This is a genomic window from Frischella perrara (assembly GCF_000807275.1).
Taxonomy (GTDB): domain Bacteria; phylum Pseudomonadota; class Gammaproteobacteria; order Enterobacterales; family Orbaceae; genus Frischella; species Frischella perrara.
Map to the genome: position 1 here is coordinate 1,423,416 of NZ_CP009056.1, position 22,048 is coordinate 1,445,463.

The 22,048-nt window shown below is 32.3% G+C and carries 21 protein-coding genes; 12 read left to right on the forward strand and 9 right to left on the reverse strand.

The features are described 5' to 3' along the window. Positions 1-161 precede the first annotated feature (161 nt). The 4 genes from yfbV (at position 162) to FPB0191_RS06205 (ending at position 2,986) form a co-directional block, all read left to right on the forward strand. Positions 162-611, forward strand: coding sequence for a terminus macrodomain insulation protein YfbV (gene yfbV, locus FPB0191_RS06190; protein ID WP_052236824.1), 450 nt, complete (start codon positions 162-164; stop codon positions 609-611). Between the two features lie 10 nt (positions 612-621). Beyond that, positions 622-1,155: a primosomal replication protein PriC gene (gene priC, locus FPB0191_RS06195; protein ID WP_039104755.1), complete on the forward strand. Its 534-nt coding sequence runs from the start codon at positions 622-624 to the stop codon at positions 1,153-1,155. A 335-nt stretch (positions 1,156-1,490) separates the two neighbouring features. Beyond that, entirely contained in the window at positions 1,491-2,456 is a 966-nt protein-coding gene (cysK, locus tag FPB0191_RS06200) for a cysteine synthase A (protein WP_039104757.1), read from the forward strand. Positions 2,457-2,569: 113 nt separating this feature from the next. Next, a complete protein-coding gene (locus FPB0191_RS06205; RefSeq protein WP_052236825.1) occupies positions 2,570-2,986 on the forward strand; it encodes a hypothetical protein in 417 nt (138 codons plus the stop codon). A 41-nt stretch (positions 2,987-3,027) separates the two neighbouring features. Here FPB0191_RS06205 and FPB0191_RS06210 read toward each other — a convergent pair whose 3' ends face one another. Next, a complete protein-coding gene (locus FPB0191_RS06210) occupies positions 3,028-3,975 on the reverse strand; it encodes a type IV pilus twitching motility protein PilT (RefSeq protein WP_052236826.1) in 948 nt (315 codons plus the stop codon). Positions 3,976-3,989: 14 nt separating this feature from the next. Between FPB0191_RS06210 and FPB0191_RS06215 the strand changes: the two genes are divergently transcribed. Together FPB0191_RS06215 and FPB0191_RS06220 are read left to right on the forward strand one after the other, a co-directional pair. After that, positions 3,990-4,703 carry a YggS family pyridoxal phosphate-dependent enzyme gene (locus FPB0191_RS06215; RefSeq protein WP_039104760.1) on the forward strand — a complete coding sequence of 238 codons (714 nt, stop codon included), beginning with the start codon at positions 3,990-3,992 and terminating at the stop codon, positions 4,701-4,703. Positions 4,704-4,736: 33 nt separating this feature from the next. Next, positions 4,737-5,306: a YggT family protein gene (locus tag FPB0191_RS06220; RefSeq protein WP_039104762.1), complete on the forward strand. Its 570-nt coding sequence runs from the start codon at positions 4,737-4,739 to the stop codon at positions 5,304-5,306. Positions 5,307-5,407: 101 nt separating this feature from the next. On the opposite strand, the gene FPB0191_RS06225 is transcribed toward FPB0191_RS06220, so the two are convergent. Beyond that, entirely contained in the window at positions 5,408-6,274 is an 867-nt protein-coding gene (locus FPB0191_RS06225; protein WP_039104764.1) for a YicC/YloC family endoribonuclease, read from the reverse strand. Positions 6,275-6,524: 250 nt separating this feature from the next. Between FPB0191_RS06225 and FPB0191_RS06230 the strand changes: the two genes are divergently transcribed. From FPB0191_RS06230 to pyrE, 3 genes are all read left to right on the forward strand, one after another. Further along, a complete protein-coding gene (locus tag FPB0191_RS06230; protein ID WP_039104766.1) occupies positions 6,525-6,860 on the forward strand; it encodes a YegP family protein in 336 nt (111 codons plus the stop codon). A gap of 243 nt (positions 6,861-7,103) precedes the next feature. Further along, positions 7,104-7,826, forward strand: coding sequence for a ribonuclease PH (gene rph, locus FPB0191_RS06235; RefSeq protein WP_039104769.1), 723 nt, complete (start codon positions 7,104-7,106; stop codon positions 7,824-7,826). A gap of 80 nt (positions 7,827-7,906) precedes the next feature. Next, positions 7,907-8,551 carry an orotate phosphoribosyltransferase gene (gene pyrE / locus FPB0191_RS06240; protein WP_039104770.1) on the forward strand — a complete coding sequence of 215 codons (645 nt, stop codon included), beginning with the start codon at positions 7,907-7,909 and terminating at the stop codon, positions 8,549-8,551. Positions 8,552-8,734: 183 nt separating this feature from the next. Here the strand turns inward: pyrE and FPB0191_RS06245 are convergent, their stop codons facing one another. Next, entirely contained in the window at positions 8,735-10,498 is a 1,764-nt protein-coding gene (locus tag FPB0191_RS06245) for a carbohydrate porin (RefSeq protein ID WP_052236827.1), read from the reverse strand. Positions 10,499-10,976: 478 nt separating this feature from the next. Between FPB0191_RS06245 and FPB0191_RS06250 the strand changes: the two genes are divergently transcribed. Continuing rightward, positions 10,977-12,086, forward strand: coding sequence for an SIMPL domain-containing protein (locus FPB0191_RS06250; RefSeq protein ID WP_039104772.1), 1,110 nt, complete (start codon positions 10,977-10,979; stop codon positions 12,084-12,086). Positions 12,087-12,455: 369 nt separating this feature from the next. On the opposite strand, the gene dinB is transcribed toward FPB0191_RS06250, so the two are convergent. Further along, positions 12,456-13,511: a DNA polymerase IV gene (dinB, locus tag FPB0191_RS06255; protein WP_039104774.1), complete on the reverse strand. Its 1,056-nt coding sequence runs from the start codon at positions 13,509-13,511 to the stop codon at positions 12,456-12,458. A 214-nt stretch (positions 13,512-13,725) separates the two neighbouring features. Here dinB and rnt point away from each other — a divergent pair, with 214 nt between their 5' ends. After that, positions 13,726-14,358 (forward strand): ribonuclease T, encoded by a 633-nt coding sequence (gene rnt, locus FPB0191_RS06260; protein ID WP_039104775.1) that lies wholly within the window; start codon positions 13,726-13,728, stop codon positions 14,356-14,358. A 307-nt stretch (positions 14,359-14,665) separates the two neighbouring features. Here rnt and FPB0191_RS06265 read toward each other — a convergent pair whose 3' ends face one another. Continuing rightward, positions 14,666-14,995: a Grx4 family monothiol glutaredoxin gene (locus FPB0191_RS06265; protein ID WP_039104777.1), complete on the reverse strand. Its 330-nt coding sequence runs from the start codon at positions 14,993-14,995 to the stop codon at positions 14,666-14,668. Between the two features lie 191 nt (positions 14,996-15,186). Between FPB0191_RS06265 and yccS the strand changes: the two genes are divergently transcribed. Further along, entirely contained in the window at positions 15,187-17,334 is a 2,148-nt protein-coding gene (gene yccS, locus FPB0191_RS06270) for a YccS family putative transporter (RefSeq protein ID WP_052236828.1), read from the forward strand. 140 nt (positions 17,335-17,474) lie between these two features. Here the strand turns inward: yccS and FPB0191_RS06275 are convergent, their stop codons facing one another. The 4 genes from FPB0191_RS06275 to FPB0191_RS06290 form a co-directional block, all read right to left on the reverse strand. Then, positions 17,475-18,941, reverse strand: coding sequence for a glycoside hydrolase family 32 protein (locus tag FPB0191_RS06275; protein ID WP_039104780.1), 1,467 nt, complete (start codon positions 18,939-18,941; stop codon positions 17,475-17,477). Between the two features lie 208 nt (positions 18,942-19,149). Next, on the reverse strand, positions 19,150-19,830 hold the full coding sequence (locus tag FPB0191_RS06280) for a methionine ABC transporter permease (RefSeq protein ID WP_039104781.1): 681 nt from the start codon (positions 19,828-19,830) through the stop codon (positions 19,150-19,152). Positions 19,831-19,852: 22 nt separating this feature from the next. After that, entirely contained in the window at positions 19,853-20,914 is a 1,062-nt protein-coding gene (locus FPB0191_RS06285) for a methionine ABC transporter ATP-binding protein (RefSeq protein WP_039104784.1), read from the reverse strand. A 115-nt stretch (positions 20,915-21,029) separates the two neighbouring features. After that, complete coding sequence (locus FPB0191_RS06290) at positions 21,030-21,860, reverse strand: MetQ/NlpA family ABC transporter substrate-binding protein (RefSeq protein WP_039104786.1); 831 nt, start codon at positions 21,858-21,860, stop codon at positions 21,030-21,032. Between the last annotated feature and the right edge of the window lie 188 nt (positions 21,861-22,048).

Below are 22,048 nucleotides of genomic sequence, written 5' to 3' on the forward strand. Positions count from 1 at the left end.
TTAAATTAAAAACATATAAATTAATCATGATGATTAATATGACTTAGAAACTCTATATAAGACGCTTTTTTTATAATAAAATAAAGGTTAGATAAAATTCCCAATGCTAATGAGCAATATTTTATGCCATTAAATAACTAATGTCGAGGAATCCTCTTGTAATGAATTTATTAAAACTGTTTAAGTTTGGTCAAAAATATATGTCTGTTTGTCCAATTGAAAAGTCTTTGGTTCACTCTTTTCCAGAAATCACGATTATTAAGTATATTAAGTATGGCATGAAATATTTACCACCACTTATTGTGCTGCTATTTGTGTGGCAATACTATATGAACATTGAGATTGCGATTACCCTAGTTACAATAATCTTTGCTTTAAGTTTACCCATTCAAGGTATAATTTGGTTAGGTAAACGCGCCCTATCCCCATTACCATTAAACCTATTAGAATACTATAATACCATTCAGGAACGGTTAATTAATAAGCAAATTATCGGGGCGAAATCTATTAAAACGACAACCATAAATTTTATGGATTTTATGCAATTAATGAATCTGGCTAAAAGTCATTTAGATGATGATACAGATTCCAATCAATTTCTAGACAACTGATCAAAATATTATGCCAAATAGTACAACTGATTTACTGGATAAATTTAATAGAATTATCCAACAATTAACGCAGAATGTAGAAAAGTACCAACATATCACCCTATACAGCCCATGTTTTGATATGTCACTTTTTGGGAATGTCCCGCCAAAGGCGAATTATCAGTTCTATTTAAAGGAAATTAATCAAAACTATCAAAAATTATGTAAATTAATTGAGAAAAATAATATTCTACCTTGTTTAGAAACAATTGAATATTTAACACAACGATTAATAAATCAGATTGAAGCACTTAATCGACAACTAGCCAATATTCAAACTAATGATGAACCAGCGAAAACAAATCAATCTCCTCAATCTTTATATGAAAGGTATAACACTAATTTGGATTATCTAAGAAGATTGCAAGCAAGCAAATATGAATTAGAACTATCATCAAACATTGCCGATAAATCAAAAATAGCTCTGCTTAATCAACGCATTTATCATTGTCAACAAGCAATAAAACAAATTGAATTAGAGATCGAGCAAGATATCAATAATTAATTTAAATAATAAATACAAGCAGTTAGTTAAATTGTGAGATTTATTTTCCTATAGAAGCAATTAATCTTGGTTTATGACATAAACTAAATGTTATAAATACCAATGCCATTCGAGTATTTGAGTAAATAATAATAAAAAATCGTAACTTTGAAATAATAACGCTAGGGCTTAAAAAACAAATAACTAAGATAAAAATGTTGTTGCTTATATTTAAAATGCATCTAGATATAATTATTAATTAGTATCATCTTTTCGAGTTAGTTTTATAATATCGAACATTGTTAAATAACGTTGTTAATAGTTAACTTTTATAAATTATTTATAAGGATTTTATTATGAGTAAGATATTTGATGATAATTCACAAACTATAGGCCATACTCCCCTTGTCCGTTTAAAACACTTTGGTAATGGAAATATTTTAGCGAAAATTGAATCGCGTAATCCAAGTTTCAGCATTAAATGTCGTATTGCCTCTAATATGATTTGGGATGCTGAAAAACGTGGTTTACTAACAACTGACGTTGAGTTGGTTGAACCAACGAGTGGTAATACAGGTATTGCTTTAGCAGCTGTTGCTGCAGCTAGAGGTTATAAATTGACGTTAACTATGCCAGAAAGTATGAGTATTGAACGTCGTAAATTACTTAAAGGGCTTGGCGCAAATCTAATCCTGACGGAAGCATCCAAAGGGATGAAAGGCGCGATTGAAAAAGCAGAACAAATTGTTGCATGTGATCCTAAACATCATTTAATGTTACAACAGTTTAGTAACCCATCTAATCCAGAAATCCACGAAAAAACTACCGGTCCTGAAATTTGGCAAGATACGGATGGTAAAATCGATATTTTTGTTGCTGGTATAGGTACAGGAGGGACTTTTACTGGAATCACCCGTTATATTAAGAAAACACATGGTAAAGATATTACTGCTGTAGCTGTTGAACCATTAAGCTCCCCAGTTATTTCACAAGCATTAGCAGGACAACCTTTGCAACCTGGACCTCATAAAATTCAAGGTATTGGTGCTGGATTTATTCCTGATAATCTTGATTTATCACTTATTGATTTAGTTGAAAAAGTATCAAATGAAGAAGCTATAGAAACCGCTCGCAAAATTATGGATAAAGAAGGCATTTTAGCGGGAATTTCCTCTGGTGCAGCTGTTTTTGTCGCAGATAAATTAGCCAAATTACCTGAAAATAGAGATAAAACGATCGTTGTTATCTTACCATCATCAGGTGAACGTTATTTAAGTACTGATTTATTTAGTGGGCTATTTACTGAGAAAGAATTATTATAAAAAATACACATCTCATTGAATTTTAAAGATATTTATAAATAAATTTCTTGATTAATGCTAAAAAAACAGCATAATTTATATGCTATTTAGCATCAATCAGAGGAAATTTATAAATGATTATCACTTGTATTATTTTAATTGTTTTAGGTATTGCAGCGGCACCATCAATTATTTTGTCTAAAAAACCTAATGCAAAAGATATACTCGATAAATTGGTTCCATTTCAAGGTTGGCTCGGTGTAATAATTTGTATTATAGGTATTTGGAGTTTAATTGGCAGCATAATGGGTATTAAAGTGGTAGGTCAAGCACCTTTTTACTGGTTAGCCGGTTTAATTGTATCCCTCGTGGAGGCTGTCTTAGGTTTCATAATGGGCTTCAATTTAATTAACAAATATCTATTGTCACATAGCCCTGCTACCGAAGAGAAAGGTCTAAAGTTGATGGCTAAGTTACAACCTATGCAAGAAAAATTAGGTATAGCAGCTATCATCATTGGCGTTATCGCACTGATCATCATTTTTATTTAAGTAAGATAAAAGAATTTATTTTGATTAACTGTTTAAAACAGTTAATCAAAATTCTGCATACCGTAGTTCCTTCCTGTTTGCATAATTGAAATAATCTGCTTGATTTTCCCTTCCTGTATCAGATTGCTGATAGCAGGAAGGTTTAATAGAATTTCATATTGTGCTTTACGACCAAGCTGAGCATCAGGAATTAATCGTTGTGAAATAACTGCCTGTAAAGTGTGAGCTAATTGAGATCTAATAAATGGTTTTGCTTCATCAGGAAATGTATCGATAATACGACTCACTGTTGCAATAGCACAGTGTGTATGTAAAGTAGCAAAAACAATATGCCCTGTTTCGGCTGCCTGTAAAGCTGCACTAATAGTTTGCTGATCACGTAATTCACCAATAACAATCACATCGGGATCTTCTCTTAAAACAGCAACAAGCCCTTCATTATAACTATGGCAATGTATGCCTATTTGACGCTGTTGTATCAGAGATAAATCACTTTCATATAAAAATTCTATTGGATCCTCTAACGTAATAATATGTTTCTTTTGATTTAGATTAATATAGTTGATCATTGACGCTAAAGTAGTAGATTTACCACTTCCTGTAGCACCACTAATCAATATTAGACCTTGAGATTTTGAGACTAGATGCTTAAAAACATCTGGCGCCTGAATTTCATTAAATGAAGGTATATGATAATTAATCAGTCTAAAAGAGACCGAAATACCACGATTTTGATAAAAAATATGTCCACGAAAACGTGCTAATCCATTTATCTCATATGCAAAATCAAGTTGTTTATCCTGTTTGAGTATTTGCCTTTGTTGAGAATTTAATATTGCTAATAATTTTTGTTCAAGTTGTTGGTTGGTTATCCTATCATGATCTAATTTTAATAATTCACCATAACGACGAATAATTATGTTTTCCCCACTGGAAAGATGCACATCGGAGGCATTTTGAGTTAAACTTAACGCTAATATTGATTCCATATTTGAATTTATTAATGCTTATGACAATTAAAGATAATTTACATGAAATACGCCAACAAATTACAACAATAGCGAAACAATGCGATCGTGATCCCAATCAAATTCAGTTAATTGCTGTAAGTAAAACTAAACCTGTTACAGCAATTGAACAAGCTATTGAATGCGGACAATATCAATTTGGTGAAAATTATGTTCAAGAAGGTGTAGATAAAATACATTATTTTCAAGAGCAACAAAAAACTGATTTGGAATGGCATTTTATTGGTCCTTTACAATCAAATAAAACTAAACTTGTTGCAGAGAATTTCGCATGGGTGCATACAATTGATCGAATTAAAATAGCCAAACGTTTAAACGATCAACGCCCTTCTAATCTGCCATTACTCAATGTTCTTATTCAAGTCAATATAAGTAATGAAGCAAGCAAATCAGGTGTTATTGTTGAAGAAATTAATGATTTAGCTCAAGAGATAGCCAAATTACCAAATCTAAAACTGCGAGGATTAATGGCAATACCCGCTGTAACAGATAATTATGAACAACAACTTGCCACGTTCAAAAAAATGCAATGCTTATTTCAAGAGCTTCAACAGCAATTTAATAATATTGATACACTATCAATGGGAATGACAGATGATATGCAAGCCGCTATAGTTGCCGGTAGTACAATGGTCAGAATCGGTACAGCGATCTTTGGCGCCAGAGCATACAATTCAACAAAATTATGATATATTACAACGATCAATTTAAAGGAGTTTTTAATGTCACCTTTGTTTTTTGTTGTTAATACTGTATTAGGGCTAAGTGTTTATTTGTTTATTCTACGTCTATGGATGCAATATGCAGGCGTCAATTTTTACAACCCTTTAGCGCAATTTGTAGTAAAAATTTCTCAACCTATAATTGGTCCATTGCGTAAATTTATACCATCTTTAGGTCGATTTGATACAGCAACATTCATTGTGTTATTTTGTGTTGCTGCGCTTAAATTATGTGCAACATTATATTTCACTAAATTTAATATCTATTTAGGATATAAGTATTGGCAGTGTTTTATATATGCCCCTCTCGTCATTATTCATAGTTTTGGTTATTTGATATTTTGGTTATTATTTATACGTGCTATTTTAAGCTGGGTTAGTCATGGTCAATCACAGCTTGAAGTCGTACTTTATCAACTTACAGAACCGCTTATTACACCTATCCGTCGTGTTATTCCACCGATTGGCAATATTGATATTTCATTTATGATCTTTTTGTTTGGACTGACATTTTTAAATATTGTTTTTAGTAATCTATTTGGTTTTTGGTGGGAAATTCTATCTATTTAAATAACCTTTATTATTATTAATATTGTTTTCAAAACACATAAAAAAGCCCTTATATAAAGGGCTTTTATTTTATTTAGAGAAAATTAAATTTAAAACAATGATTACTCAATGTTTTGGATCTGTTCTCGCATTTGTTCAATTAATACCTTTAATTCAATGGCTGAAGCGGTAATATTTGCATTAATAGACTTTGAGGCAATAGTATTTGATTCTCGGTTAAATTCTTGCATCATAAAATCTAGACGCCGTCCGACAGCTTCATTTTTTTTCAAAATAGCATAGGTTTCTTTAACATGAGTCGATAGACGATCTAATTCTTCTGCAATATCGATTCGTTGTGCCGTTAAGATCAGTTCTTGCTCCAATCGATTGGGTTCAAATTCGATATTAGCTTCTTCCATTTTTGTTTTTAGTTTATCTTTTTGCCATTGTAAAATTTCCGGCATCCAATTACGAATCTTAGTTACTTCGCCGGTAATAGCTTCAAGTCTTTGAACGAGTAATTGTTCTAGAGATTTACCTTCGCTTTCTCTTACTTTAATAAACTCATCAATCGCTTTTTCAAGCAAAGCCAAAATCTCTATAGAAATTTTATCAAGGTCTTGCTCTTTAGCTGACATCACCCCAGGCCAACGTAAAATATCAATAATATTAATATTGCCATCGTTTACTTGATCCTTGATCCAATTGGCGGATTGTATTAATTGACTAGCCAAATCTTTATTTAGAAAAAGCTGTTGCTGAAAATTAGACAAATCCAATTCAAAACGTAAATTACACTCCACTTTACCTCGCGTTAAACGGCTTCTTAACCTTTCGCGAATGATGGGTTCAAGTGAACGAAACTGTTCAGGTAAACGAATATATGTTTCTAAATAACGTTGATTCACCGAACGAAGTTCCCAACTTGCATTTCCCCAATTAGCATTTATTTCTTTTCTGGCATATGCCGTCATACTACGAATCATATAAAATAACCTTACTAACAAATTTATAATCATCATAGCATACTCTTAACTAAGAATTGCAATTATTAGATTGGCAATCATTCTTCAATATTAATGGAAGAATTATAATCAATTGATTATTTTCATTTTTTAAAACAATTTTTTATTTTCCAAAGTAGCAATATCTTTTATAATCTGTTATAAATAAATCTTTAAAAATTAAATAGATACAGTTTATTGTAGTCATAAATTAATTGTAAAGGAGAGAAGTATGAGTGGTAAATTTGAAATCTTTAAGAGTGAAAAAAATCATCAATTTTATTTTCGTCTTAAAGCGAGTAACGGACGTATTATTTTACAAAGTGAAGGCTACAAAACTAAAGCAAGCTGTTTAGCAGCAGTAAAATCTGTTAAAAAATATGCAACGGTTGAAAAGGCATATCACATACAAAATCTGCATTTCAATTTAAAATCGACCTCTAATGGCAAAATTATAGGTTCAAGTGAAAAATATTCGAGTAACGCTTCACTAACTAATGGCATTGCTTCTGTAATGAAAAATGCACCAACAGCTATCATTAACGATCTTACTGTTAAAACTTCGTAACTCATTTTTATTGGTTTGGTCCTATATGTTGAATAGGACCGACCATTAAGCGCTTTGTTAATCAATTAATAAAAAATCTTATTTAAATCTTATCTTTTTTCCTTAATTGCAGTGTGCATTGTCCGCTAAATTCTGTATAATATCGCCTTAGCTTTAGCTAAACATTATAAAATCTTAATTTATAATGTCCTTCTTAATTGTTATAACCATTTTAAAATTTATTCATTAGATCTGGAGAATTGCATGCGCCCTTCTGGCCGAACAGCGGAACAAGTCCGTCCAATTAACATTACTCGTCACTATACTAAACATGCGGAAGGTTCGGTATTAATTGAATTTGGCGACACAAAAGTCCTCTGTAATGCCACTGTCGAAGAGGGAGTACCACGTTTTTTAAAAGGGCAAAATCAAGGATGGATCACCGCTGAATACGGTATGTTACCAAGAGCAACCAATAGCAGAACCCAACGTGAAGCAGCTAAAGGTAAACAAACAGGTCGCACAATGGAAATTCAGCGTTTAATAGCTCGCTCTTTAAGAGCAGCGGTAGACCTTGGATTACTCGGTGAATATACTATTACTGTTGATTGTGATGTCATTCAAGCTGATGGCGGTACACGGACTGCATCTATTTCAGGCGCATGTGTTGCTTTATATGATGCATTACACGCCATGGTAGAAAAAGGTTTACTAAAATCGAATCCATTTAAAGGATTTATCGCAGCAGTATCAGTAGGTATTGTTGATGGTAATGCTATTTGCGACTTAGAATATATTGAAGATTCTAATGCGCAAACTGATATGAATGTCATCATGACAGAGGAAGGTAAGTTGATTGAAATTCAAGGTACAGCTGAAGGTGAACCTTTTTCTCATGATGAATTACTAGAATTATTATCATTAGCAAAAGGTGGTATTAATTCCATTATAAAAGAGCAAAAAAAAGCATTGAATATTGCTTCTTGAATGAATTTAAAAGCGACTTAGGTCGCTTTATTTTTGCATAGAATAAAATGATATCGTCACAAAAGTCTGGAGAATTTAAAATGAAATCTTATAAACGCCAATTTATTCAATTCGCATTAGAAAGGCAAGTATTACGATTTGGCGAATTTACTCTGAAATCCGGACGCAAAAGTCCTTACTTTTTTAACGCAGGCTTATTTAATACGGGTAAAGACTTAGCTTTATTAGGTCGTTTTTATGCTGAAGCCCTAATTGACGCTAATTTGGAATATGATGTAATTTTCGGTCCAGCTTATAAAGGTATCCCAATTGTGGCATCTACCGTAGTCGCACTCTCTGAGCACCATAATATTGAAGTACCTTATAGTTTTAATCGCAAAGAAGCAAAGGATCATGGTGAAGGGGGTAATTTAGTTGGTTGTTCAATCAAAAACAAACGCGTAATGTTAGTTGATGACGTAATTACCGCCGGAACAGCGATTCGCGAATCAATGCGTATTCTCGAAGACAATCATTCTCAATTAGCCGGCGTGTTAATTAGTCTTGATCGACAAGAAAAAGGGCGTGGTGAACTTTCAGCTATTCAAGAAATCAAACAAGCCTACCATTGTGATGTAATTTCAATCATAACCTTAACTGATTTAATTAATTATCTAGAACAAGATGGTAAAACCACTGAATTAAATCAAGTGAAAGCTTATCGCGCTCAATATGGAATTAATTGATGACAAGATAAAGATATTTAAATAAAAACTGAAAAATATATTATGTTCATGGTAATCAATTATTATTAAATTGATTACTTACTTTATACATTAATTGAAATTATTTTCATTGAATATTGTTTGTAAAAAGAACCATAAAACTAATATCGTTTATGGTTCTTTTTTATGAATGACTTTGAGAATTTAGTACCAAACTTCTGTTTGAACACCAAAACTAATTTGATGATCTTTTCCATTAAAATCAAATTTACTTATATCATTTTTTCTTGATTTTATGTAAGAAAGATAGAAACGGATATCCGGTCTAGAAGTTAAAAGACTCTCTTCAACTTTAAATGAATGATAAAGTGTTGCTTTATAACCTTCCTCACGATAAGTTTTACCATTGACTTTATTCTTTTGTCTAAAGTAACCAACTTCAAATCCAGATTGATTGTAAGTATTCCAGATATAAGCTGGGCGGAAAGCAGATTTAATACTGTTAAAATCGGTATGTGGCATATTCAAGTCATAAGAATAGACATCTTGACCTGTAGTTAACGCTAAAGCGTGTGCCATAATAATTTTATCTGATAAGTAGGCTTCCCCTTGTGAAACAAAGCGATAAGCCTTTCCATCATGATCTCCATAATAATCATTATCTGAATTAGCCGCAAATTCTGGGTTATTAGTGTTAATATTGGCAAACTGCGCTGCAACCGAATTTGTTGCTGCCTGTAAAGTGAATTGATTGAATCCACCAAAGAATTCATTTTGCGTTAAAACTAAACTGCCTAACCATGCATTTTTAACCGTGATATCATTCTGCAATTTTGATTTATTTGGTGCTGAAAATCTAATATTTGCACCTAATGTCGCATCTTTCCATAATGGAATATCATAATATCTAGCCTCAAATTCATTCAAATCCACATCTGTTTTTTTCCGTTTTTCTACCGGCACGTTATTTTGTTTTTTAAGTGGGACGTTGACATCAGCTCTTACAACGGCTAAATCAACTTTACCAACACCCATTTCAAGATTCTCTATACCAATCCCGCCGCCAGCAGGTGCTTTTTGAGTTTTCCAATCAAGCATTTGTATTTCATTATAAAATAAGGAGTGTTTACCTACCCAGAATTTAGCCTCTGGAAAACCTGGTACGAAGCCAATAGTTGATAAATATATATCTGAGAATTGCATGATATTATCATCTTGCGTGTTAAATAATCCTGCTGCTTTATCTGTTGCAACATTACCATCTACCATAATAATCGCATCAACACGGTGTCCATCTTTATCATAAACTTTTTGTTTAAATATTAAGTCATACCAACCACCATATTCATTACCAAAACGCCCTAGTGCTCCTTCAGCATAATTTTTAGGTTTACCATTACTTGATGTAGACCAACCGCCACGGAAATAACCATTAAATGAGAAGCCTATTTCATCTTTAATATAATCTTTAAATTCTGTAAGGGTATAAGTATTTTTCACCCCTGCAGTATCTTTAACTTCACCCTCTAATGAGTCATTAACCAGCACTATTTGATTACTGTTAATAGTAGTTGTATTAATATTTGGGTTTTTCTGTGTATTTTGAACAGTGGCAACTTGTTGTTTCGATGTTTCTTTAGTGGCTTGCTGTACTTTTGGTTTGGTTTTAGCTGGCGATGGATTAGTTTTAACATTTTGTTGTTGAGTTTGTTGTTGTAGATTTTTATTTAATAAAGCGAGTTGTTTATTAGATTCAATTACTTGTTTCTTCAAATCAACAGATTCTTGTGTAAGTTCAAGCAATTTCTGTTCTAACAGTGAAATTCTAGCCTCCATTTCTTCTTGAGTGGCACCCCAACTATTAGGTAAATAAAATAAGCCTAATAATGTTATTAATGCTATACGTTTGCATTTCACATTTAGCTTAGGCTTAGTTATCAATTGACGGTTTAAAGACGATTTTTTCATTTTTTCCCTACTCTTTGTTAATGGACAATAAATAAATTTCGCTATTTTTGAATGAAAAAAAAACCTAAAAAACAGATGGTTAATCTGTCTTTTAGGTTTTGCCCGATACTTCGTCGGTAACAATCCATTCTTTATCAACTATGCGTTATTAATATAACGAATAAAAAAACGCTTTCAAAACCAATTTATAAATTCTGTGATTGCTGTCACTTTCTCTATACATTTTTTTAAATATCTCATAAATATATCTCACAATTGCGTGACTTTTGAGCAAATCATCACTATTCTATGAACAATATATCCATGTTCGTTCAAAGTTGAAGCGCTTAAAAAAATAAATTTATTGTGATCTATTTAACTGAATAATCTAATTAAATAATTAAAAAAAAACATAAGATTACTTGAGTTAGGAAATCTAATTATAGAATTAATCTTGGTATAGTATTGTTATAGCGTAAATTATTTAATGAGGATAATGATGAAACATAAATTATTATTGATAGTGCTACTTAATTTAGCGATATTACCCCTAGCAAATGCACAAAAACAATCAGATGAAAATCAGCTTTTATTGCAAGAATATAAATACGGTAAAGGATTTATTTCTGTTGGTAATATCAATTTAACGGTTAATGATAAATTTAAAGTCAAACCAGATGTTGCTGAATTTACCGTTACTTATAAAACAGAAGGAAATAGTTATAAAGAAGCATCTGATAAAAATGCTGTAACAATGAAAGAATTCAATCAATTTTTATTAGATTCGGGATTAAAGAAAGCTGATTTAACCACGGTAAGCTACCGTAACCTCGAAAGACAAATAGAGCAACCAATAAAAACAAAAACTGTACAATATCAATCTAGCTACGTAGTTCAACTATATATCGATCAAAATCTATTTTTTAACGTTACTGAAATACTTGATAAAAATGGTATCCATAATATTAAACAAAATAATTATGATTTTAATCTGAAACAATCTGGCAATATCTCACATTATGTTTTTAATCTTCAAGAAGTGGCAAGTTCGCGTGAGAAAGCTAAACAACTAGTTCAACAAAAATATCAAAATATTGTTGATGAACTGAAAAAATTAGGGGATAACACTATTACTGTTAGTGCATATGATAACCAAGAAAATGCTCAAGACACAAACGCTGAATTAGTCAAAAAATACTACGTACTCAATACTCTTGCTTTAAAAGTGAAAAATTTTGATTTAATTGGCAAGATAATGGCTAAAGCTCAAGCGTTAAATATAAGTGTTAATAATGATTTAAGTTATAGCGTATCCGATGAAGAATTGGAAAATACGCTTCAGCAACATGAAAAAATGTTGTATAAGAAGCTTGAAGAGAAAGCTAATCGTTTACTTGGCAATCACTACCAACTTGGTGTTGCTAACTATTTGAATTACACAGCTACTGATGATTTTCCAATCCAAAAAAATCCGAGGTTATATGCTCAATCTTTAGTTGCACAAGAAGCAAGTATCGATAATAAAATTGATATACAAACCCCTGAAGATTTAGAACTCATATTAACAATGGAAGGATCTTTTGAAATCGTTAGAAAGATAATAAATTAATAATTATTATCCTTTTTATAGCGTTAATGTATGCAATTTGAATGAATAGAACGCTATAATTTAACTCTATTTTTGTTTTGAGCATACTTTAAATATTAAACAATATATTAGTGACACAATTGGCAATATTGAAATAATTTTATCATATTCAAAATGATATGAAGTGAAAATTTGAAAAAGGTAAAATAACGATTTTACCTTTTTTAGTTTATAGAGTATGTCCAATTTTCTTTTTATAACAAAAGGTTATTAAAGCTTATATTTTTCAGATGCTACTTTAGTTTTAACTAACTGATTTTAAAGATTGGAAACGTTTTGATGACAGGAAATATCTAAAGGACAAACAGAAATCATATATAAAAGAGTATACTACCACGGTAAAACAAGTTGTTTATCAACTTGTGGATCAATGAGCGTTACATGAAATCCAATGAGTCGAACGCCACGTTCTTTACGTCGTTCATGCCAAATTTGATATGCTTGATTAATTAAATCTTGCTTATCTAACTTAGGGAAAATATGTTCTTGTGTAGTTAGTTGAAAATCGTGAAATTTAAATTTTACGCCTTGTCTGGCAATGGAACCATCAGGTCTCACTCTCTCTAATCGTTTTTCAAGTTCATCGTAAAGTGAATCAAAAATCGGTAAGCAGTCATCCCACAAATAGAGATCCTTAGCAATCGTCCGTTCGACACCAACCGATTTTCGTTGTCGATCATTATTAACTTCTCGATCGTCAATACCATTACATCGTTCATAAAGCACACTACCAAATTTCCCAAATTGGGACAGAAGTTTATTTAAATCATAATTTACAACATCACGACAATAAATTAATCCAAGCTCAGCTAAACGTTTTTCTATTACCTTACCTACTCCTGGTATTTTTTTTAACGGTAAATCAGCGATGAACGTTTTAACATCTTTCGGTAGAATCACGTATTGTCCATTTGGCTTATTCATATCAGACGCTATTTTGGCAAGAAATTTCAACGGTGCAATACCGGCTGAAGCGGTTAAATGCAACTCATTAGCAATCTTTTGTCTGATATCTTGAGCGATTAATGTAGCTGAACCGTGAAATAATGAGCTGTTAGTTACATCCAAATATGCTTCATCTAAAGATACCGCCTCAATAATATCTGTATAACGTTTAAATATTTGGTGAATTTGAATAGATACTTCTTTATAAACCGGAAACCGTCCAGGGATAACCTTTAAATGTGGGCATAGTTTGATTGCTTGAACCATTGACATTGCACTATGAATACCAAATTGACGAGCAAGATAATTCGCAGTAGCAACCACCCCACGTTTTTTTGGATCACCCCCTACTGCAATTGGTAGATTTCGATAACGCGGATTATCACGCATTTCTACTGCAGCATAAAAGCAATCCATATCTATATGAATTATCTTTTTCATCGATTTAAAATGCTTTCTTTATGATTAAGTCACAATTATATAATTACTTATTTAATTAATACTGACTAAATATACAGTAAAAAATAATTTTTTTCTATAACAAAATACAAGGACTTAGCTAAAAATGGTATAATTTATCTACCCGTTAATCAATAAAACTGGCATAATAGCCCATTGTGTTAGTCTTACCTTTCTATTTAAAACAGTAAATACAGTGTCGAATATTACTTATAATAAACTATGTAACCGATTTCGAGGATTTTATCCTGTTGTGATTGATATTGAAACCTCTGGTTTCGACAATAAACTCAATGCCATTCTTGAAATTGCAGCAATTACCTTAAAAATGAATCAAGATGGTTGGCTTGAGATCGATCAGAAATGTCACTTTCATGTTGAACCCTTTGCCGGAGCAATTTTGGAGCCATCATCTTTAGCCTTTAATGGCATTGATCCCAATAACCCTTTACGTGGTGCCGTACCAGAAAAAATAGCAATCGATGAGATTTTTAAAGTTGTACGAAATGGGGTAAAAAGTAATGACTGTACACGAGCCGTGATTGTTGCACATAATGCTAATTTTGATCAGGGTTTTTTAATGGCAGCGGCTGAACGTTGTAAGATGAAACGTAATCCATTTCACCCTTTTGCCATGTTTGATACCGCTACTTTAGCAGGTATGGTATATGGGCAAACGGTTTTAGCTAAAGCTTGCGAAGCAGCCAAAATAACTTTTGATCAGCGAGAGGCTCACTCAGCATTATATGATACAGAAAAAACGGCTGCTTTATTTTGTGATATGATTAATCGTTTCAAAAAACTAGGTGGTTGGCCATTAAGCGATTAACTCAAGTCGCTTAATTTGTTTATTTACGATTGTTTATTCTTAGTCCGTTTGATAGATTGGTTTATTTATCTTAGATTAACTTGTTAATTTGACATTAAATCATTCAATAATCATTGACATAGATAAATTATAAGCTAGATTTTTGATGATTTTGTATTGGTTTAATGGTGTTTGGATTGCTTTTAACTAAAAAGCTTAAAAAGCTATTTTTCTGACTATGATAAATAGTCCATGCCTACATTATTTAAGAAAATTAATAAAGAACTAAAGTGCTATGTGAACATAGCACGAATAATAAAACAGTTAATTATGCGGTTTGGTATTTATTTGCCGTTTCTTTAATAAGCGTTTGTAATTCACCAGATTGGAACATTTCAATCATAATGTCGCAACCACCAATTAATTCACCTTCAACCCAAAGTTGTGGGAAGGTTGGCCAGTTAGCATAATTAGGTAATTCTGCACGGATGTCAGGATTTTGTAAAATATCAACATAAGCAAACGGTACACCGCATTGGGATAATACTTGCACTGCTTGTGCTGAAAAACCACAACTTGGTAATTTAGGTGAACCTTTCATATATAAAATAATAGGATTTTCGCTTATTTGCTTCTGTATTTTTTCAATAGTTGTCATATTTATCTCAAGTTATTTAGAAATGGTTAATATTAACTGAAAAGAACATTTTATATTGATTGAAATTAACTATTATTTCAGTTGTTAAATATTAAATAAGTTCGATTTTAGTTTAGTGTAAAATTATTTTACATCAAATGTTAATGGCATACTTATTTTAGATTTTTTAAGTTAGAATAGTAAAATGGATCATGAGCATTAAGTCAATTTTGTCTTCACTACAAACATCATTTAAAAAAGTATTCTATCATAGCAATATGCTTTATAGCATACGTATAGTCATTAGCTTAGCGGGTAGTACATTTATTCCGTGGTATTTGGGTAATATTAAAGCAGTAATTCCATTGACCTTGGGTGTTGTAGCTGCAGCTTTAACGGAAATCGATACGCGCTTATTATATCGAGTTATTAATTTAGTATTAACTTTATTCTGTTTTGCATTAGCGATTTTCTCCGTCCAATTACTATTCCCGTATCCAATCCTTTTTATTATCGGTCTGGTTTCTTCAACTTTTCTGTTTACCATTCTTGGATCATTAGGCCAGCGATACGGCGTCATTGCTTTTGGTTCATTACTAATTGCAGCTTATACTATGTTGGGACATCAATTATTTGATGATTTCTATACACAACCTTTGTTATTACTATTAGGTGCAATTTGGTATAATTTAGTTTCTTTTACTGAATCACTCATTCAGCCGATTAGAACCACACAGGAAAGTCTATCTGTCACATTTGCTAAATTAGCAACTTATCTTGATGCTAAAGCGACTTTTTTCGATCCTGATGAAAATGATGGTTTTAAAATTCAATCTCGCCAATTAACGGATAGCAATGATCAATTAATAGCAGCATTGAATCAAACCAAACATTCATTATTTAATCGTTTTAAGAGTTTTCGCGGACAGGCTCATATTCGCATGATGCTTAATAGCTATTTCGTTGCCCAAGATATTCATGAACGAATTAGTGCTGCACATGTCAATTATCAGGTACTGAGTAATCAATTAAAACATAGCGATATTTTATTTCGTTTTTCACATATTATTCATTTACAAGCACAGGCTTGTCAGAAACTATCTGTCTGTTTTAAATATAATCAGACTTATCATCATGATGCCTCTTTTGATAAATATTTCAAACATTTGGAGGAAGCTATCAGCCATGTTGAAAATAATACTAGGCTTTATAATGTGCTGACATTATTAATGAAGAATCTTGAAAATATAAATTTACTCTTAGCTAATATTAACAATGAACAACAGTTATCAAGTCAATATACTGAACGACAACTCATTGATGATCAGTTGTATGGATTGACAGATGCTTGGCAGCGAATTCGACAGAACTTCACCATTAAATCACCATTATTTCGTCATGCTGTACGAATGAGTTTGGTCTTTCTTGTAGGATACTTCATTATACAAATGACTGAAATCCAGCATGGCTATTGGATTATTTTAACAAGTTTATTCGTATGCCAACCCAATTACTCAACAACTAAATATCGGTTAACGTTAAGAATATTAGGTACTATTGGTGGAATCATGCTTGGTATTCCATTAACCTATTTATTACCAAATGTTGAAGCTCAATTGGTATTAATCGTATTAAGTGGGTGGTTATTCTTTTTATTTAAAAATTCACAATATGCCTATGCTACAGCATTTATCACACTTTTAGTATTTTTTAGTTTTGGTTTAGTCGGCGAAAGTAGTTTGTCAGTAGCTGGAGCTCGTATGATAGCTACAATTATTGGTTGTGCCATCGCTTGGTTAGCTGTTACCTATATCTGGCCAGATTGGAAATTCCGTAATTTAAGTAAACTAATAAAACGAGCCTGTGAGGATGATTGTCACTATTTATCCTTAATTGGTATGCAGTATTTATCAGGTAAGAGTAACGATGCACATTACCGAGAAGTACGCCGACGGGTACATGAAAATAACGCCGATTTATCCTCTTTAGTCAGTATCATGACCAAAGAGCCCCATGTTAATCAACATATTATTGAACTTGCCTTTCGTTTTATTACCATTAACTATACTTTGATTAGTTATATATCCACACTTGCTGCTCACCGTGATAAACCGATATCATTAACAATACTTAACTTATTCGACGAAGTTAATTTATTAATTATTGATGTATTAAATGGCAATAAGACGCTTGATAGACAGTTCGAAACAATGAAAAATGCAATCAATCATTTAATAGAAGATGATTCCGAGCATTTTAGTCATAATGACACATTAGTATTACAACAATTACTATTAATTTTAGATATCGTTCCGCAAACCGCACAGCTTGCCGAACAACTGATTAATAATCAAGAATAGATTAATTACCACATTTTCTGATTATTAAATTATTATTTGGGTTTAATTCTTATTAATTTGAACATACTAAAACTATGGTAATGAATAAGTTCAACTTAATTTACTATTTTGTCTTTTATTATTTCAATTTACTATTATTTTTAACCTCGCATATTTTTGATTTGCCAGTAATCCAATTGTTCGACTCTTAATGCACCATTTTCTGCAAATAGGAAAAGAGTCCGTTTTTCAGATGTTGGATAAATACGGCTAGTTAACGTAGCTTGTCCTTCATTAACAAAAACTTCTACCGAAGAATGATCAATAAAGATATGTAATGTTAAAAACTTATCAGCAGGTAGCGCAACACTTCGATACCCTACCATACCTTCACCTGAATAGGTTCTATCTAAAATTACCCGTTGTGCTTGATTATCAACATATAATAATGTGGACTGCTTACCATCTGGCGATGCAGATAAAGCTATACCTGCACGTTCAGCATCACTATTTGTTAAATCAATTTTTAGAATTAATTCACATTGCATACTATCTAACTGTAAATCTTGTATAACATTGCTTAAATTAATTGAGGTGATTTTTTTTTGAATACCTCTTAATGATTTAAGTTCTGTGATGGGATTGATTAGCAACTTATTATTGGAAGATAGCATTAATGTTCTAGGTAGCGTTAATACTCCTGCCCATTTATCTGCTTGGCTTGGCATGACAGAATCCCACATATCCATCCAAGCAATAACAATACGTCGCTGGTCATGGCTAATTAGCGTTTGCGGTGCATAATAATCATGCCCAAAATCTAATTCGGTAAAATCCTGTGTAATAGTAAAGGGTGAGCCGGGTTGCCAATCACCGACTATATAACCTGATTGATATCGATTTCGATAATGATAACCGTTAGCTTTCATACCCTGTGGCGAGCAGGTTAATACATATTTATCACCTAATGGAAAAAAGTCTGGGCATTCTAACATGTATACATTCGGGTCAGCCATTTTTGCCAAGACCTGCACAAACTGCCAATGATAAAGATCTTGAGAATGATATAACCAAACCTGACCAGTATTATCATGATCATTGACGCCTACCACCATATACCATTGATCATCTTGACGCCAAACTTTTGGATCACGAAAATGCATAATACCTTCAGGGGGAGTAACAATCACACCTTGCTTTTCAAAATGAATCCCGTCCTTACTGGTCGCTAAACATTGTACTTGTTTGAATACACTTTTATCACCGGCTTCTTTTAAAACAACATGACCAGTATAAATAAGCGTTAGTATACCATTGTCATCAATTGCACAACCCGAAAAACAGCCATCTTTATCATATTCTTGAGAGGGAGCTAATGCGATAGGCAAATTACGCCAATGAACTAGATCATCACTAACAACATGCCCCCAATGAATTTTACCCCATTGCTCATTGTAAGGATGATGCTGGAAAAAAACATGATATTGATTATTAAAATAAATCAAACCATTGGGATCATTGATCCATCCGGATTTTGCTGCAATGTGATAAGCGGGATAGTAACGGGCTTTAACCTGCCCAGCAAACTGCTCAACTGCTTGATTAGCTTCAGCGATTAAGTTTTTCATGTCACATTCCTTTTCAATATCATCAATAATTTAAATAAAGATGAATAGCGTGTTTGTTAAGGCAGTGTCTTGTATAGATTCATATAACTAAATGATTATCTATCATATTTCTTTATTATACCGTTTAACACTAATTACAAAAATCACTGATAACTATTAATATAATATATCTATGATAGATAATACCAATGGAATGATTTCTGAAAACTTAATGACTGACTTTCTTAATTAAGACATTACACACCCATTGAGTAAAGAATACCAAAACAAGAATAATCAATGTACAAACAATTGAAATGTCATCCTTGAATCCCTCATGGCCTTTTTTGACAGCTAATGTGCCTAATCCTCCTGCTCCTACTGCTCCAGCCATAGTAGTTAAACCTATTAAACTGATAATGCTAACAGCTGAAGCACGAATAATAGCAGGTAATCCCTCTTTTAAATAAACATGGACAAAAATCTCGTAAGGTGAGGAACCCATAGCTTTCGCTGCTTCAATGATTCCCTCATCAACTTCAAGTAATGCATTTTGGATCTGTCTGGCAAAAAAAGGCGCAAAACCGATAATTAATGGAACTAAAGCTGCATCTAATCCTATCGTTTTACCAACTATTTGACGAGTGAATGGTGTTAATAATGATAGTAAAATGACAAACGGAATTGCTCTAAATAAATTAATGAGTTTGTCTAAAGCCGCATAGATTTTAGGTTGCGCTAAAACTCCATTAGGTTGTGTGGCTACCAATAGCAACGCTAAAACAATGCCAAAAAATCCTCCAACTAATCCAGAAAAAAATGTCATATACAACGTGTCAAAAGTAGATTGTAGGATTTCCATTTTCATATCAATGACATTAGGAAAATAGTGGTAAAAAAAGTCATCCATAATTTAAACTCGCTTAATATCTTTAGATTGAATAATAGTTCTCATGTTGCAAGGCATGTAAACGACTTAACGCAATATTTTGCGACTGTAAATAACTCTCAATAACTTCAATCGGTGTTGAATCAGATGTCAATAATACGATTAGTCGACCAACAGGTTGAGCTTGGATTATTTCTACATTACTGTACAAAATGGTAAGCTTAGCTTGATAACGTTGGTTAATTTCACTGATAAATGGAGAAAATGAATTATGCCCTTTATATTGAAGCTCAAATAAATGATTAATTTGCAATTTACTGGCTAATTGAGGGTGATCAAAAATATTCTGATAAGCCAGCTCAACATTAGACGCCGTATATATAAAATCTTGTGTTAGAGAATGTTTGGGATGACAGAATATATCCACTAAATTACCTGCTTCAATAACTCGTCCTTTTTCCATTACGGCAACTTTATGGCAAATCTCTTTGATGACATCCATTTCATGGGTAATTAACACCATAGTTATACCGAGTTTTTGGTTAACCTCTTTGAGTAATTTTAAAATCGCTTGGGTATTTTTGGGATCCAGTGCACTTGTTGCTTCATCACACAATAAAATCTCTGGATCATTAGCTAGCGCTCTGGCAATGGCAACTCGTTGCTTCTGCCCGCCAGAGAGTTGAGAGGGATAGACATCACGTTTATCAGACAAACCCACTAAAGATAATAGCTGTTCTATTTTTTGTTCTTTCTCCGTTTTGGATAGTTTAGCATCCCGTAAAGGATATAATACGTTGCCATATACGGTTCGGCTATTCATTAAATTAAAATGCTGAAAAATCATGCCGATTTTCTTTCGGGCAGCACGTAATTGTTTATCGTTAAGATCCATAAGATCTTGGTTATTGATAATTACACTACCGGCTTGTGGTTTTTGAAGTAAATTAATTACACGTACCAGCGTTGATTTACCTGCGCCACTGTAGCCAACTATGCCAAAAATCTCACCTTTTCTTATATGTAAATTAACCTTATCGACCGCTTGAACGGTTTGACCATGTTTATCATGAAAATAAACTTCAATATTTTCAAGTTTTATCATAACGTTTATTCCTAGGATTCTTATATTTACTCACATAAATTACGAATTAGCTTGCATCATTAAAACTTAAATAGTTAAAAACTAACAAACTCTTTTTAATCGCTCTTAATAAACGTTATTGTAATTCTTGAGGAACAAACCAAAAATTATGTGGATTGTGTTGAGCTAAATATTGTTTAAACGCATCTGAATGATAAGCGGCAACAACTGCTTTTGCCCAATTCGTTTCTTTATTACTTTGCTTAACGGTAGCAACCAAAATTAAGGGTTCAAGGAGATCTTCACGTAATAAAGCTCTTTGCGAATCAATTTTTGCTGCATGCACAATACTTCCAGTGATAACTGCATATTCAAGATCTGGTAGCGCTCGAGGAATTGTAGCACTATCCATTTCAACAATTTTAATCCCATATTTATTTTCAATGATGTCGCGAGAACTAGCTTTAGTTAAATCAATTCCTTGTTTTAACGTGATCCAACCAGCTTTTTGGAGCAGAACATAGGCCCTTGCGGTATTTGAAGGATCGATTGGAATTGCAACTGTATCACCTTTAGCTACCTGATTGAGATTATTTTTTTTACCTGCATATAATCCTGCTGGTACGGTAGGAATCTTAGTAATGCCGACTAAATCACTACCACTACTATGATTAAAATCTTCATAATAAGCCGTATGTTGATCCACATTTAAATCAATATCACCATAATCTAAAGCGACATCAGCTTGGCGTAAATTAACAAAATCTGTGGTAACTATTTGGTAACCTTGTTGTTCTAAGATAGGTTTTATTGCATCTAAAAATAATTCACTATATGGACCCGGTGATGTACCAACACGAATCGTTGTTTTATCTTGATTAATAGTCTGATTGGCAGATTTATCACACCCTACTAAACCGAAAATCAAAGCAAAAGCAAGCAAAATACGGCTTAATATATTATTCATTATCATTCATTCCTTATTTAAATCATTAAAAGATATTAATTAGTTAATATAAGTCATAAACTAACAATAAAAATGATAACTATTAAATATAAAAAGAGTATATTGTTATGCTCTTTAGTTATATAGTCGCAATAAAATAGTAAATTCTTAACGATATATTCAATAATGACATGATAATTCTGGTAGTC

What these genes read in the sequence shown, in the direction of transcription:
- yfbV (WP_052236824.1), top strand. Translation starts at nt 162, where the DNA reads ATGAATTTATTAAAACTGTTTAAGTTTGGTCAAAAATATATGTCTGTT.
- priC (WP_039104755.1), top strand. Translation starts at nt 622, where the DNA reads ATGCCAAATAGTACAACTGATTTACTGGATAAATTTAATAGAATTATC.
- cysK (WP_039104757.1), top strand. Translation starts at nt 1,491, where the DNA reads ATGAGTAAGATATTTGATGATAATTCACAAACTATAGGCCATACTCCC.
- FPB0191_RS06205 (WP_052236825.1), top strand. Translation starts at nt 2,570, where the DNA reads ATGATTATCACTTGTATTATTTTAATTGTTTTAGGTATTGCAGCGGCA.
- FPB0191_RS06210 (WP_052236826.1), bottom strand. Translation starts at nt 3,975, where the DNA reads ATGGAATCAATATTAGCGTTAAGTTTAACTCAAAATGCCTCCGATGTG.
- FPB0191_RS06215 (WP_039104760.1), top strand. Translation starts at nt 3,990, where the DNA reads ATGCTTATGACAATTAAAGATAATTTACATGAAATACGCCAACAAATT.
- FPB0191_RS06220 (WP_039104762.1), top strand. Translation starts at nt 4,737, where the DNA reads ATGTCACCTTTGTTTTTTGTTGTTAATACTGTATTAGGGCTAAGTGTT.
- FPB0191_RS06225 (WP_039104764.1), bottom strand. Translation starts at nt 6,274, where the DNA reads ATGATTCGTAGTATGACGGCATATGCCAGAAAAGAAATAAATGCTAAT.
- FPB0191_RS06230 (WP_039104766.1), top strand. Translation starts at nt 6,525, where the DNA reads ATGAGTGGTAAATTTGAAATCTTTAAGAGTGAAAAAAATCATCAATTT.
- rph (WP_039104769.1), top strand. Translation starts at nt 7,104, where the DNA reads ATGCGCCCTTCTGGCCGAACAGCGGAACAAGTCCGTCCAATTAACATT.
- pyrE (WP_039104770.1), top strand. Translation starts at nt 7,907, where the DNA reads ATGAAATCTTATAAACGCCAATTTATTCAATTCGCATTAGAAAGGCAA.
- FPB0191_RS06245 (WP_052236827.1), bottom strand. Translation starts at nt 10,498, where the DNA reads ATGAAAAAATCGTCTTTAAACCGTCAATTGATAACTAAGCCTAAGCTA.
- FPB0191_RS06250 (WP_039104772.1), top strand. Translation starts at nt 10,977, where the DNA reads ATGAAACATAAATTATTATTGATAGTGCTACTTAATTTAGCGATATTA.
- dinB (WP_039104774.1), bottom strand. Translation starts at nt 13,511, where the DNA reads ATGAAAAAGATAATTCATATAGATATGGATTGCTTTTATGCTGCAGTA.
- FPB0191_RS06265 (WP_039104777.1), bottom strand. Translation starts at nt 14,995, where the DNA reads ATGACAACTATTGAAAAAATACAGAAGCAAATAAGCGAAAATCCTATT.
- yccS (WP_052236828.1), top strand. Translation starts at nt 15,187, where the DNA reads ATGAGCATTAAGTCAATTTTGTCTTCACTACAAACATCATTTAAAAAA.
- FPB0191_RS06275 (WP_039104780.1), bottom strand. Translation starts at nt 18,941, where the DNA reads ATGAAAAACTTAATCGCTGAAGCTAATCAAGCAGTTGAGCAGTTTGCT.
- FPB0191_RS06280 (WP_039104781.1), bottom strand. Translation starts at nt 19,830, where the DNA reads ATGGATGACTTTTTTTACCACTATTTTCCTAATGTCATTGATATGAAA.
- FPB0191_RS06285 (WP_039104784.1), bottom strand. Translation starts at nt 20,914, where the DNA reads ATGATAAAACTTGAAAATATTGAAGTTTATTTTCATGATAAACATGGT.
- FPB0191_RS06290 (WP_039104786.1), bottom strand. Translation starts at nt 21,860, where the DNA reads ATGAATAATATATTAAGCCGTATTTTGCTTGCTTTTGCTTTGATTTTC.